General features: G+C 68.1%; 13 protein-coding genes. 6 read left to right on the plus strand and 7 right to left on the minus strand.

What is annotated here, in order from left to right; genetic code table 11:
• Nucleotides 1-9 precede the first annotated feature (9 nt).
• Both ABDC78_RS24815 and ABDC78_RS24820 read left to right on the plus strand, forming a co-directional pair.
• The gene (locus ABDC78_RS24815) at nt 10-1,149 is read left to right on the plus strand and encodes an acyltransferase (RefSeq protein WP_178357937.1); all 1,140 of its coding nucleotides are present in this window, start codon (nt 10-12) and stop codon (nt 1,147-1,149) included.
• 77 nt (nt 1,150-1,226) lie between these two features.
• Entirely contained in the window at nt 1,227-1,943 is a 717-nt protein-coding gene (locus ABDC78_RS24820) for a siderophore-interacting protein (RefSeq protein ID WP_178357936.1), read from the plus strand.
• On the opposite strand, the gene ABDC78_RS24825 is transcribed toward ABDC78_RS24820, so the two are convergent.
• The 4 genes from ABDC78_RS24825 to ABDC78_RS24840 are packed head-to-tail and all read right to left on the minus strand — an operon-like array spanning nt 1,928 to nt 6,478.
• Nucleotides 1,928-2,518 carry a TetR/AcrR family transcriptional regulator gene (locus ABDC78_RS24825; RefSeq protein WP_178357935.1) on the minus strand — a complete coding sequence of 197 codons (591 nt, stop codon included), beginning with the start codon at nt 2,516-2,518 and terminating at the stop codon, nt 1,928-1,930. The genes ABDC78_RS24820 and ABDC78_RS24825 overlap by 16 nt on opposite strands.
• Nucleotides 2,518-3,771, minus strand: a complete 1,254-nt coding sequence (locus ABDC78_RS24830; protein ID WP_178357934.1) for a cytochrome P450 — start codon at nt 3,769-3,771, stop codon at nt 2,518-2,520. Before ABDC78_RS24830 ends, ABDC78_RS24825 begins: the two co-directional genes overlap by 1 nt.
• A gap of 44 nt (nt 3,772-3,815) precedes the next feature.
• Complete coding sequence (locus ABDC78_RS24835) at nt 3,816-5,180, minus strand: FAD-linked oxidase C-terminal domain-containing protein (RefSeq protein WP_178357933.1); 1,365 nt, start codon at nt 5,178-5,180, stop codon at nt 3,816-3,818.
• 29 nt (nt 5,181-5,209) lie between these two features.
• Nucleotides 5,210-6,478 carry an MFS transporter gene (locus ABDC78_RS24840; protein WP_178357932.1) on the minus strand — a complete coding sequence of 423 codons (1,269 nt, stop codon included), beginning with the start codon at nt 6,476-6,478 and terminating at the stop codon, nt 5,210-5,212.
• 84 nt (nt 6,479-6,562) lie between these two features.
• Between ABDC78_RS24840 and ABDC78_RS24845 the strand changes: the two genes are divergently transcribed.
• Together ABDC78_RS24845 and ABDC78_RS24850 are read left to right on the plus strand one after the other, a co-directional pair.
• Nucleotides 6,563-7,408 carry a uracil-DNA glycosylase gene (locus ABDC78_RS24845; RefSeq protein ID WP_178357931.1) on the plus strand — a complete coding sequence of 282 codons (846 nt, stop codon included), beginning with the start codon at nt 6,563-6,565 and terminating at the stop codon, nt 7,406-7,408.
• Nucleotides 7,409-7,483: 75 nt separating this feature from the next.
• A complete protein-coding gene (locus tag ABDC78_RS24850; protein ID WP_178357930.1) occupies nt 7,484-8,533 on the plus strand; it encodes an LLM class flavin-dependent oxidoreductase in 1,050 nt (349 codons plus the stop codon).
• Here the strand turns inward: ABDC78_RS24850 and ABDC78_RS24855 are convergent.
• Both ABDC78_RS24855 and ABDC78_RS24860 read right to left on the minus strand, forming a co-directional pair.
• Nucleotides 8,530-8,982: a nitroreductase family deazaflavin-dependent oxidoreductase gene (locus tag ABDC78_RS24855; protein ID WP_178357929.1), complete on the minus strand. Its 453-nt coding sequence runs from the start codon at nt 8,980-8,982 to the stop codon at nt 8,530-8,532. The genes ABDC78_RS24850 and ABDC78_RS24855 overlap by 4 nt on opposite strands.
• 4 nt (nt 8,983-8,986) lie before the next feature.
• On the minus strand, nt 8,987-9,424 hold the full coding sequence (locus tag ABDC78_RS24860) for an HIT family protein (RefSeq protein ID WP_178357928.1): 438 nt from the start codon (nt 9,422-9,424) through the stop codon (nt 8,987-8,989).
• Between the two features lie 62 nt (nt 9,425-9,486).
• On the opposite strand from ABDC78_RS24860, the gene ABDC78_RS24865 reads away from it, so the two are divergent.
• Complete coding sequence (locus tag ABDC78_RS24865; RefSeq protein ID WP_178357927.1) at nt 9,487-10,878, plus strand: amidase; 1,392 nt, start codon at nt 9,487-9,489, stop codon at nt 10,876-10,878.
• On the opposite strand, the gene ABDC78_RS24870 is transcribed toward ABDC78_RS24865, so the two are convergent.
• Nucleotides 10,875-11,369 (minus strand): DNA-deoxyinosine glycosylase, encoded by a 495-nt coding sequence (locus tag ABDC78_RS24870; protein ID WP_178357926.1) that lies wholly within the window; start codon nt 11,367-11,369, stop codon nt 10,875-10,877. The genes ABDC78_RS24865 and ABDC78_RS24870 overlap by 4 nt on opposite strands.
• A gap of 44 nt (nt 11,370-11,413) precedes the next feature.
• Between ABDC78_RS24870 and ABDC78_RS24875 the strand changes: the two genes are divergently transcribed.
• Nucleotides 11,414-12,529: an adenylate/guanylate cyclase domain-containing protein gene (locus ABDC78_RS24875; RefSeq protein WP_347133219.1), complete on the plus strand. Its 1,116-nt coding sequence runs from the start codon at nt 11,414-11,416 to the stop codon at nt 12,527-12,529.
• Nucleotides 12,530-12,537 lie beyond the last annotated feature (8 nt).

The following is a 12,537-nucleotide window of genomic DNA, read 5'->3' on the forward strand; positions in this document are numbered from 1 at the left end:
ACCCGTCCCATGGCCGTATCCAGAGAGCTCGATGCGCAGGGCGGCCTCGAGTCGGTCACCGCGACCGGGCGGGTCGATTCGCTCACCGGGATCCGCGCTGTCGCAGCGCTGCTCGTCGTCCTGACCCATGCCGCGTACACCACCGGCAAGTACCCGCAGGGCTACGTCGGACTGGTGTATTCGCGGATGGAGATCGGCGTGCCGATCTTCTTCGTGCTGTCGGGTTTCCTGCTGTTCTTGCCGTGGGTGAAGGCCGCCGCCTCGGGTGGCACACCGCCGTCGGTGCGCCGCTACTCCTGGCATCGGGTGCGCCGCATCATGCCCGCCTACGCGGTGACCGTGATCGCGGCCTATCTCGTGTACCACTTCCGCACGGGTGGCCCCAATCCCGGGCACACCTGGGAGGGGCTGTTCCGCAACCTCACGCTCACCCAGATCTACACCGACGACTATCTGTTCTCGTTCCTGCATCAGGGACTCACCCAGATGTGGAGCCTTGCCGTCGAAGTCGCGTTCTACGTGGTGCTCCCACTGCTGGCTTACCTGCTGTTGGTGGTGCTGTGCCGACGGCGGTGGCAGCCTCGACTCCTGCTGGCCGGGTTGGTCGCGCTTGCGCTGGTGTCGCCGGCATGGCTGGTCCTGGTGCACAACACCGACTGGCTGCCCGACGGTGCCCGGTTGTGGCTGCCGGGCTACCTGGCGTGGTTCGTCGGTGGGATGGCGCTGGCGGCATTACAGCCGCTCGGGGTGCGCGCCTATGCCTTGGCGTGCGTCCCGTTGGCGATCGTCAGCTACTTCATCGTGTCCACGCCGATCGCCGGAGAGCCCACGACCTCCCCGGCGGAACTGCGGGAGGGACTCGTCAAGACCGCGTTCTACGCCGTCATCGCCACGCTGCTCGTCGCGCCGTTGGCCCTGGGGGACCGGGGGCTGTACACCCGGGTGATGGCCAGTCGGCCCATGGTGTTCCTCGGCGAGATCTCCTACGAGATCTTCCTGATCCACCTGATCCTGATGGAGTTGGTGATGGTCGAGATCGTGCGTTATCCGATCTACACCGGGTCGGTCTGGGTGCTGTTCGGCTGGACGCTGGCGACGACGATCCCGCTGGCCTGGTTGCTGCACCGGTTCACCAGGGTGCGGTCGTAGCCGAGCCTGTCCGGCGATCACCGAGTTAGGTTAAGCTGGCCTAAGTTTCCAGCAAATTTCACCCGGATCGAGGGTTCATGTCGGACACGAAGCCGTCGCGTGGGTTCGCCGGCGCAGTGCTCAAGCTGCTGCGCGCAGGCGACTACGAGTTCACGGTCACCGCGAGAAATCAGGTCAGCGCGCACTATCTGCGGTTGAGCTTCGACGCCGGCGGCGTGCTGGCGGAGCGGTCGCTGCATCCGACGATGTGGGTCCGGATGTGGTTCGCCGACGGAGACAAGGTGCACCAGCGCGGCTACACGCTGGTCAATCCGGCCCCGGCCGACAACACCGTGGACATCGAGTTCGCGCTGCACGACGGCGTCGCGTCGCGCTGGGCCGAGCAGGCCCAGGTCGGCGACACCATCGAGGTCACCGTCCTCGGCAGCAACTTCGCGCTACCTGACCCGCCCCCGGCCGGGTACGTCATCGTCGGCGACACCGCGTCCCTGCCGGCGATCAACTCCCTGCTCGACGCGATCGGGGATGCGCCGGCCAAGGTCTTCCTCGAGGCGGCGCACGACGACGACAAGCAACTGCCCGTGGCGCGGGCCTCGGACGTGACGTGGGTGGACCGCAAGAACGCCGGCGAATCGCTGGTGCAGGCAGTGGAATCGGCGGCCTTCGACGCCGCGGATCACTTCGGCTGGGTGGCGTGCGACAACCGGACCACCCGCGCGGTGGCCAAGCTGCTCCGCGAGGACTACAACATCTCCCGCAAGGCGATCAAGGCTCAGGCCTACTGGGTGGCCTGATCGGCCTGCTGGCCGGGCACCACGATCGGGACCACGAACTCCTCGAGCATGCTGCGCTCGTCGGCTTCGTCATGGCCGGGGAACACCAGCAGTGACGTCATCACCCGCACCAGCCAGCGCGCCCGATGCTCGACCAGCGCCGGCTCATCGGGTCCGAGCGAGATCACGAATGCTTCGGTGAGCGCCTTGATGACCTGTGACTGTTCGGCCATCTCACCGCCGATCGGGCGCTGGGTGGTCGCGAACCACGATGCCAGGGCCGGGCTTTCGCGCACATTGCGCAACGACGACAGCATGCCCTCGATCAGCCGTTCCCCCGGATCGACCACCGAGGTGATCTGGTCGGTCATCTCGCGGTAGAGACGGTAGCTCTCGCGATGCACGTACGCGGTGTAGAGCGCGTCGCGGTTCTCGAAATAGCGGTACAGCGTCGCGCGCGAACAGCCTGCAGCCGTGGCGATCTCGTGCATGCCGACGGTCGCGGCCTCCTTCTTGACGAACAACTCGCCCGCTGCGTCCAGGATGCGGTCGGCGGCCACCTCGGTGCGCCGTCCCGCCAGCCAGTCGCCGGCCATCAGGTCGACACCGTGAACGGCACCGAAACGGGCCGGCGCACATAACTGCCGCCGGCCCAGCTGATCCCGGACTCGTCGATCTCGAAATCCGGTATCCGGGCGAGCAACTCGGTGAGCGCGACCCGGGATTGCATGCGGGCCGCGGCGGCGCCCAGGCAGTGGTGGGCGCCGTGACTGAAGGTCAGGATGTTGCGTGGCCGGCGCGTGACATCGAGTTCTGCTGCGTCAGGGCCGTATTGACGTTCGTCCCGATTGCCCGACCCATAGAGGAGCATCGCGCGCCGTCCTTCGGGAATGGTGACGTCGCCGATGGTCACATCGCGGGTCACGGTGCGCCCCAGCATCTGAACCGGGGAGGTCAGCCGGAGCAGTTCGTCGACCGCATCGGGTATCAGTTCGGGCTGAGTTGCCAACAGCCGCCGTTGATCTGGCCGTTGGTGCAGCAACTGCACGGTGCCACCCAGCATGCCGGTGGTGGTGTCGTTGCCTCCGGTGACCATCGTGAACGTGAACGCCAGGATGGACAGCACTCCGGCGATGTCACCGTCGGCACCGACCCCGGCGGCCACCAGGTGGGACACCGTGTCGTCTTCCGGTTCGGCGCGGCGCCGCTCGATGAGCGCGGTGAAGTAGGCCATCATGCCGCCGAGCGCATCACCCACCGTCTCCAGTGCTCCGCCGATGCCTCCCTCCGACGTGCTGGCCGCGACGATCGCATCGGTCCAGCCGTCGAACTGCCCACGATCCTCCTCGGGGACACCGAGATAGTGCGCGACGACCATCGACGGAAGGGGTTTGAACAGTTCGGCGACGATGTCGCCGCCGCCGTTGCTCTTGATGCGCTCGATACGTTCGACGACGTACTCCCGGACCTTCGGCTCGACCGCCTCGACCTGCCGCGGGGTGAAACCGCGGGAGACCAGCTTGCGGAATTCGGTGTGCACGGGCGGATCCTGCATGACCATCGGTGGGTTGTCCGCGAGCCCGATGAGATCGAGTTCGCCGTAGTTGACGGTCAGGCCTTGAGCCGACGAGAACGTCTGGTGATCCCGGGCCGCTGCCCAGATGTCGGCATGGCGGGAGAGCACGTAGTAGTCCCCGGGTTCGGCAGCGTCGGGCTTTCCGGCGGGAATCACGTGATGGACAGGATCATGATCGCGCAGCGCCTGATACATCGGCCAGGGATCAGCCCAGGTCGCGGCGTTGAACAGCTCGAACCGCACCGGCACATCCTGAGACAGAATCGCAGTCATGTCTTATGAGTACGACAATTCCTGGCCTTGTGTCAATAGCACGGTCAGATTGCTGCACCCGGGTTGAGGATGTTGTCCGGGTCCAGGGCGGCCTTGATGCGCCGGTTCAGCTCCATGGCCTCGGGGCCGAGGTACCCGGCCAGCCATGGCCGCTTGAGCCTGCCGACCCCGTGCTCGCCGGTGATCGTGCCGCCGAGGCCTACGGCCAGATCCATGATCTCGCCGAACGCCGTGTGGGCCCGTTCGGTCATCGCGGCATCACCGGGGTCGAAGACGATCAACGGATGGGTGTTGCCGTCGCCGGCATGCGCGATCACCGAGATGATCAGGTCGTGCTGTTCGGCGAGCTTCTCGACACCGCTGACGAGTTCGGCCAATGCGGGCAGTGGCACACCGACGTCCTCGAGTAGCAGGGACCCTTTTGCCTCCACCGCGGGGATCGCGAACCGGCGAGCGGCCACGAAGGCCTCTCCCTCATCCGGGTCATCGGTCGAGAACACCTCTGTGGCACCGTGTTCGGTGAACACAGCGGCCATGTACTCGGCGTCCTCGGCGCCGGCGGGCCCACGGTCGTCGGAGGCCGCGACCATCATCGCGGCGGCGTTGCGATCCAGGCCCATCTTGAGCTTGTCCTCGACGGCGTTGATCGCGACGGCGTCCATGAACTCCAGCATCGACGGCCTGATCTTGCCGGTGATCGTCACGACGGCGTCGGCGGCCGCGGCCACCGAGTCGAACGTCGCGACCACCGTGCACCCGCGGTGCTGAGCGGGCAGCAGCTTCAGCGTGACCTCGGTGACGACGCCGAGCGTGCCCTCGCTGCCGACGAAGAGCTTCGTCAGGCTGAGTCCCGCAACATCTTTGAGGCGGGGCCCGCCGAGGCGCACCGCGGTGCCGTCGGCCAGCACCACCTGCACACCCAACACGTAGTCGGACGTGACGCCGTACTTGACGCAGCACAGCCCGCCGGCATTGGTGGCGATGTTGCCGCCGATGCTGCAGATCTCGAACGACGACGGATCCGGCGGGTACCACATTCCGTATTCGGCGACGGCTTTCTTCACCTCGGCGTTGAGCAGGCCGGGTTGCGCGACCGCGGTGCGGGTGACGGGGTCGACGGAGATGTCGCGCATCTTCTCGGTGCTCAACACGATGCCGCCGTCGAGCGCCGTCGCACCGCCGGACAGACCGGTGCCCATGCCGCGGGGCACGACGGCGATCCGGTGGGCGGTGGCCCACCGCAACACTGTCTGGACCTCTTCGGTACGCCGGGGCCGGACCACCGCCAGCGGGGTACCCGCGTTCGGATCCGCCGCTCGATCGTGTCGGTAGGACTCGAGGATGTCGGGATCGGTGATCACCATGCCCTCGGGCAGTGTGGAGATCAGGCCTTCGACAGGGGACTCCATGTGCCCGATGGTAGGCGTCGGCCGGCGCGTCACGACACAGGCTCGGGCATCCCCGCACCCTCTCGCGGATCACGGTCGAGATCACGCAGCGCGGGCAGGAACAACGCGACGACCGCCAGCAGCAGCATCGGCACCGACAGCGCCAGGAACGTCGCGTGCAGACCGGTGGCGTCGGCCAGCGGACCTGCCAGGATCAGGCCCAGCGGTCCCGCCGCGTAGGCCAGCGATCCCATCACCCCGACGACCCGGCCGCGCAGATGCTGGGGCGCACGGGTCTGCATGACGTAGTTGTAGATCGGGGCGATCGGGCCGTAGACGAAGCCGACGACGACACACAGCACGAGGATGATCGGCAGCGGCGGCAGGAAGGCGATGACGGTCATCGCCACCCCGAGAGTGAGCAGCGCGATCAACATGACGGTCCGCCTGCGCATGTACTTCGACATCACCGCGTAGCCCAGGGCGCCGACCAGCCCGCCGATGCTCAACGCCATCAACACCCAGCCCAGCTGCGCGGGCTCGTTGCGGTCGGTGAAGTACTTCGGGAACAGCACACTCTCCATCGGCATGTAGAGCCCGGTTGCGGTCAGGTCGACGAACGCGAGGGTGCGCAGCACCCGGTTGTTCCAGACGAACCGCAGGCCCTCGAGGATTCCGGCCCACACGCCACCGGTTCGTGCCGCCGGATCGGGGGTGCCGGCGCCTTCGAGGCGCAGTCCGGCGATGGCGACGATCGACAGGCCGAACGCCCCGGCGGTGACCCACATCGTGTTGACGCCGCCGAGCGTGGCGATCAGCAGGCCGCCGATCCCGGGTCCGACGATGTAGGCGAGGTTGAAGATCGCCTCGTACACGCTGTTGGCGTGGTCGAGGGTCCACCCCGCCCCGGTGGCCGCCTCGGGCAGCATCGTCTCGCGGGCGGTCATCCCGGCCGGATCGAAGAATGCGCCGAGCGCCGCCAGCCCGGCCAGCACGGCCACGTTGACGACCTGCGCCCCGAATATGAGCGCCAGCACCGGCACCGCCGCCACCGACAGCGCGGACAGCGCGTCCGAGATCATCGACACCCGCCGGCGTCCGAGGAAGTCGACTGCGGCCCCGGCGATCAACGTCGCCGCCAGCAGCGGCAGGGTGCCTGCCATCGCGACGATCGACGCATCGAGCGCCGAGCCGGTGCGCTGCAATACCAACCAGGGAAACGCGACGATCGAGATGCCGTTGCCCGCCCCGGCCATCAGGGCCGCGAACAGGATCATCATCATCGGTCCGCGCCGCGTCGGCGCTTGTCCTTGCGTCATGGGTATCGCGGCGAATCTAGCAGCGCGAAGGCAACTGCCACGACTGTTTTTCCTCGTCCGGCTGAGGTGAGTCAGAGTGGAGGCGTGACGCAACCCCCTCCGCCGCGGCCCCACCCACGCACCGGAAAGCTGTTCGACTCTCCGGTGCGGCCCGGCTCCGGCTGGCCCGGTGATCCGGCGACGGTGCGTACGGCGGTCGCGACCGCCCCCGACCAGGTGGTGGCGCTGGCCGCGGCGGCCAAGACGCTCAAACAGGTTGATGCCGGGGTGTCGGTGTGCCGCGCATGCCCGCGGCTGGTGCAGTGGCGGGAACAGGTCGCCGTGGAAAAGCGCAGGTCATACGCTGACCAGCCGTACTGGGGCAGACCTGCGCCGGGTTTCGGATCGACGAGACCGCGCATCCTCGTCGTCGGACTGGCGCCGGCGGCACACGGCGCCAACCGAACCGGACGGGTGTTCACCGGTGACCGGTCGGGCGATTTCCTGTTCGGGTCGCTGCATCGTTGTGGCCTGGCGAACCAGCCGACGTGCACCGACAGCGCAGATGGCTTGGTGCTCAACGACGTTCGGGTGGCGGCAGCGGTGCGGTGTGCACCGCCGGCGAACGCGCCGACGCCGGCCGAACGCACCGGTTGTGCGCCGTGGCTGGACGCCGAGTGGCGGCTGACCGGGTCCGACGTGCGAGTGATCGTCGCGCTCGGCGGGTTCGCCTGGCAGGTGGCGCTGGCGATGATCCGCCGGACCGGCGGGACCGTGGGCACGCCCGCGCCGAAGTTCGGCCACGGCACCATCGCGACGCTCGGCTTCGCAGGTGGTGAGGTGGCGCTGCTGGGCTGTTATCACCCCAGCCAGCAGAACACCTTCACCGGCAGGCTCACCCCGGCGATGATGGACGAGGTCTTCGCCACCGCCCGCGCGATTTCGGCCTAGCCCGTCACGCTCACCGTGACAATCGGCACCGACGCCACCGGGAACGTCAGGCGGTCGGCAGGCGTTGCACCCTCAATGCGTCTTTCTGTTCTCGACCTCGTCCCGGTGCGTTCCGACCAGAGCACCTCGGCTGCGCTGTCCGCGACCACCCGTCTCGCCCAGACCGCCGACAGGCTCGGCTACACGCGCTACTGGATCGCCGAGCACCACAACATGCCGTCGGTCGCCGCGACCAGCCCGCCGGTGCTGATCGCCCACCTGGCCGCCCAGACCTCGGCGCTGCGGCTGGGGTCAGGCGGGGTGATGCTGCCCAATCATGCGCCGCTGGCCGTCGCCGAGCAGTTCGCGCTGCTGGAGGCCGCGCATCCCGGCCGTATCGATCTGGGCATCGGTCGCGCGCCCGGTTCGGATCCGGTGACGTCGATGGCGCTTCGGGGAGCCGCAGGTCGTGACGATCGTGACATCGAGGCTTTCCCCGAATATCTCGACGACGTGGTGTCGCTGATGAGTGCCCGCGGCGTGCGGGTGCCGCTACCCCGCGATCTGATGCGTGACAACTACATCCTCAAGGCGACCCCGGCTGCGGTCAGCGAGCCCAAACTGTGGCTGCTCGGCTCGTCGATGTACTCGGCACGGCTGGCTGCGGCCAAGGGACTGCCCTACGTCTTCGCCCACCACTTCTCCGGCCAGGGCACCGAGGAGGCGTTGCGGACCTACCGCACGGAGTTCCGGCCCAGCGAGCAGGCCGCCGAGCCGGTGACATTCCTGACGGTCAACGCCGCGGTGGCCGAAACACGGGACGAAGCAACACGTTTGATCCTGCCGAACCTGCAGATGATGGGTCGGCTGCGGACGGGTCAGCCGATGGTTCCACTGGACCTCGTCGAGGACGCCGAGCAGCAGCGGGTCGGCCCGCAGGCGCAGGCGATCATCGACGCGGGCCTGCGCCAGGCCGTGGTGGGCTCACCCGCCGAGGCGGCAGACCAGGTGCGCGCGCTCGCGGAGCGGTTCGGTGTGGACGAGGTGATGATTCACCCGGTGGCCTCGGCGTTCCGCGGCACCGACCCGGCGACGGCGCCGGGCCGCGAGCGCACACTGGAGCTGCTGGCCAAGGAGCTGTTCTAAGGGGAGAGCCGGACGATCGGGATCGGCCGCGACGTCCGCCGCTGATAGCCCTCGTAGCGGTTCGAGTTCTGCGCATTCACCAGCTTCCACATCCGGGCGTAGTCGGGATCGTCGGGAAGCACAGGTTTCGCCGTCACGGCCAATCGCTTTGGGCCGACGTTGATCTCGATGTCGGGGTTGGCCTTCAGGTTGTGATACCAGCCGGGCGCTTTCGGGTCACCGCCCTTGGAGGCGACCACCAGATAGTCGCCACGGTCGGGAAAGTACGACAGGGTGTTCGTGCGCTGTTTGCCGGTCTTGGCGCCCACGGTGTGCAGCAGCAGGCTCGGCGCCACGCCGGGCAGCGGGATGCGGTGTCCCAGGCGACCGTTGGTGCTCTTGTAGACCTTGTCGTGCACCATCAGCAGTCGGTATCCGATGTTCTGCTCGATCCAGAGTGCGATGCCCATGGCGTCAATCCTTCTCTGCGGTGTCGATCCGCGCCAGTGCCTCACGCAGCAGTCGACCGGACTGCTCGCGGTCGGGGTCCCGTCGCACGAACATGCCCTTGGCGAAGGACAGCTTGTCGCCGGTCCGTCGCGGCACCACATGGAGATGGATGTGGAACACCGACTGGAACGCGGCCTTGCCGTCGTTGATGGCGATGTTGTTGCCGTCTGCGTGCAGACCGGAGACCCGTGCCGCTCTCGCGATGCGCTGGCCGAGGGTCGCCATCCCGGCCACGGTGTCCGGGGGAGTGTCGGTCAGATCAACGACGTGGTTCTTCGGGAAGACCAGCGTGTGCCCCTTGGTGAACGGTCGGATGTCGAGGATGGCGAGGTAGTCGTCGTCCTCGTGGATCCGGATGGCGGGGGCATCCCCGGCGACGATGGCACAGAACACGCAGGTCATGCCGTCACGCTAATGGGTATCGATCGACCACGGACCACCGCATCCCGGCGCACACTATCCACGTGAACCCCGACGATCTCGCCTTCGCCGGCGCCGCTGCCCAGGCGCGACTCCTGGCCGACGGGGTGATCAGTGCGCCCGCCCTCGTCGAGACCTACCTCGACCGGATCGCGGCACTCGACCCCGTGCTGAGGTCCTACCGGGTGGTGCTGGCCGACAGCGCGCGGCACGAGGCGGCCGCCGCGCAGGCTCGACTCGATGCCGGGGAACGGTCATCACTACTCGGGGTGCCGATCGCGATCAAGGACGACATCGACGTCGCCGGTGAGGTGACCACCTACGGAAGTGCCGCCCACGGGCCGGCTCGAACCAGCGACGCCGACGTCGTCGGCCGCCTTCGCGCCGCGGGCGCGGTGATTCTCGGCAAGACCGCGGTGCCGGAGATGATGATCTGGCCCTTCACCGAGACCCTCACCTTCGGAGCCACCCGAAACCCGTACAACACCGATTTCACACCGGGCGGCAGCAGTGGCGGCAGTGGTGCCGCGGTGGCAGCGGGTCTGGCGGCGCTGGCCGTCGGTTCCGATGGCATGGGGTCGATTCGGATTCCGTCGACGTGGTGCGGGCTGTTCGGTATCAAACCCCAACGCGATCGTGTTCCGCTGGCACCGCACGACGACGCCTGGAGCGGACTGAGTGTGAACGGTCCGATGGCACGCTCGGTCGAGGATGCCGCGGTGTTCCTGGACGCGACGACGACGTTGCCCGGCCCGGACGGCGGATTCGTCGGTGCCGCCCGACGCTCGCCTGGGCGCCTACGAATTGCGTTGAGCGACAAAGTTCCACCGCCGCTGGCCGCTCGTGTCGGCCGGGAGCAGCGGGCCGCGCTCGTCGGAGCCGGCGCGTTGCTCCGAGACCTCGGCCACGACGTGGTGCAGCGCGACCCCGACTATCCACCGTCTGCGGTCTACGCCCAGGCGTTGCCCCGCTACTTCCGCGGTGTCAGCGACGATGTCGCGATGCTGCCGCATCCCGAGCGTCTGGACCGGCGCACCCGGTCGTTCGCCCGCATCGGCGCCATGGTCTCCGATCGCAGGTTGGCAGCGATGCGCGCCGCCGAACACGACATCACCGCCCGCATCCTGTCGATCTTCGACGATGTCGACGTGGTGATCACGCCCGGTTCCGCGGCGGGACCGTCGCGCGTGGGTGCTTATCAACGGCGCGGCGCGATCGCCACGCTGGCGCTGGTCTCTGCGCGGGTGCCGTTCCAGGCGATGTTCAATGTCACGGGCCAACCCGCCGCGGTGGTGCCGTGGGGGGTGGACGCGCACGGAATTCCGACGTCGATCCAGCTGGTGGGCAGGCCGTGTGACGAAGCGACGCTGTTGTCGCTGAGCGCGCAGATCGAGACGGCGCGGCCCTGGCGGGATCGACGCCCGGCGGTGTCCTAACCGCTCAGCGCTTCACGCCACACGGCCAGCTTGTCCTCGAATCGCAGGGTGTGGGCAGGGCTGGTCGAGGGGAGTGTCGCGTAGCTCAGGGGTTGTTCGACAGCAACGAGTCTGCGGTAGTTCCTCTCCGCGGCCGCGCCGTTGAACCACACTCGCGAAATCGTCGGATACGTGGTGAACAGATCGCCGAAGTTGTTGGCCACCATGCTGTCCCGTTGCACCGCCGCGTCCAGGCTGCCGACTCGGCGACACGATCTCAGCACATCCCACACGGCGACGCCGGCTTCCGTCAGGGCCGTGGCCCGATCGTCGTAGGGCGCGGCCGGGTCGAATCCGAAGAGTTCGGCGGCGATCGGCCAGAACGTGTTGCGCGGATGTGCGTAATACTGCTGCGCGTCCAGCGATGCGACGCCCGGCATGTTGCCCAGTATCAGGATGCGCGCGCCGGCGGCGATGATCGGCGGGAATCCCTGCAACGTGGGCGGCGTCATCGCTCATGTCTATCGCACCGACGGGCGCCGTATACCGTGGGCAGGTGCGTGACGACGTCGATCTCGAGACATCAGGACTGCTGGACGGGCTCGAAGGTGAGGCACGGACAGAGCGGGCCGAGTTGATCCACTGGCTTCTGGAGCGGGGAGTCCGTGCTGAGCAGATCCGCGCCACCCCGGCACCGATGCTGCTGGGCTCCCGGCGCGCCATCGGCGACGACGGCGTGTACGTGTCCGCGTGCGAGGCAGCGGCCAAAGCCGGCGTCGACCTCGAGCTGTTCGAGCGAATTCAGCGGGCCATGGGGCTGCCCAGGGTCGACGATCCGGACGCCGCGGTGTTTCTGCGTGCCGACGCCGAGGCGGCGAAGTTCACCCGGGAGTTCCTCGCAGCGGGCATCGATGCCGACGAGCTGGTGCAGATCACCCGGCTCCTCGGCGACGGTCTGGCCCGGGCGGCTGAGGCGATGCGGTATGCCGCGCTGGCCGCGGTGATGCGGCCGGGCGTAACCGAATTGGAGATCGCGCAGGCGTCCGAGGTTCTCGTCGGCAACGTCGCGCCGCTGCTGGGGCCGATGATCGAAGAGGTGCTGCTGCTTCAGTTGCGCCACGCGATCGAGACGGAAGCCGTCAATGCCACCGAGCGCGCGGAAGGGCAGCATCTGCCCGGCGCGCGGATGGTGACGATCGGGTTCGCCGATCTTGTCGGTTTCACCGGGTTGGGTGAAGCGCTTCCACCCGAGGACCTCGAGCGGCTCTCGCAGCGGCTGGCCGACCTCACCCGCGACGTTGCGGTCGGGCCGGTGCGATTCATCAAGACCATCGGCGACGAGGTGATGCTCGTCAGCCCGGACCCGGCCCCGCTACTCGACGCGGTTCTGCAGCTGGTCGACGCCGCCGAGAGCGACGACGGGTTCCCGCGGCTGCGTGTCGGCGTCGCGAGCGGCATGGCGGTGAGCCGGGAGGGGGATTGGTTCGGCAGCCCGGTCAACCTGGCGGCCCGGGTGACCGGTGCGGCACGCCCCGGGTCGGTGCTCGTGGCCGAGGCGACCCGCGAGGCGATCGGCGACGACGAGCGGTTCACGTGGTCGTTCGCCGGTGCCAAACACCTCAAGGGCATCAAGCCGGATGTGAAGGCATTCAGGGCGCGACGCGCAGAGTGACGACGGTG

It is taken from the genome of Mycobacterium sp. DL (assembly GCF_039729195.1).
Lineage (GTDB): Bacteria > Actinomycetota > Actinomycetes > Mycobacteriales > Mycobacteriaceae > Mycobacterium > Mycobacterium hippocampi_A.

Coding starts and splice junctions, on each gene's coding strand:
- ABDC78_RS24815 (WP_178357937.1), top strand. CDS start 10: ATGGCCGTATCCAGAGAGCTCGATGCGCAGGGCGGCCTCGAGTCGGTC.
- ABDC78_RS24820 (WP_178357936.1), top strand. CDS start 1,227: ATGTCGGACACGAAGCCGTCGCGTGGGTTCGCCGGCGCAGTGCTCAAG.
- ABDC78_RS24825 (WP_178357935.1), bottom strand. CDS start 2,518: ATGGCCGGCGACTGGCTGGCGGGACGGCGCACCGAGGTGGCCGCCGAC.
- ABDC78_RS24830 (WP_178357934.1), bottom strand. CDS start 3,771: ATGACTGCGATTCTGTCTCAGGATGTGCCGGTGCGGTTCGAGCTGTTC.
- ABDC78_RS24835 (WP_178357933.1), bottom strand. CDS start 5,180: ATGGAGTCCCCTGTCGAAGGCCTGATCTCCACACTGCCCGAGGGCATG.
- ABDC78_RS24840 (WP_178357932.1), bottom strand. CDS start 6,478: ATGACGCAAGGACAAGCGCCGACGCGGCGCGGACCGATGATGATGATC.
- ABDC78_RS24850 (WP_178357930.1), top strand. CDS start 7,484: ATGCGTCTTTCTGTTCTCGACCTCGTCCCGGTGCGTTCCGACCAGAGC.
- ABDC78_RS24855 (WP_178357929.1), bottom strand. CDS start 8,982: ATGGGCATCGCACTCTGGATCGAGCAGAACATCGGATACCGACTGCTG.
- ABDC78_RS24860 (WP_178357928.1), bottom strand. CDS start 9,424: ATGACCTGCGTGTTCTGTGCCATCGTCGCCGGGGATGCCCCCGCCATC.
- ABDC78_RS24870 (WP_178357926.1), bottom strand. CDS start 11,369: ATGACGCCGCCCACGTTGCAGGGATTCCCGCCGATCATCGCCGCCGGC.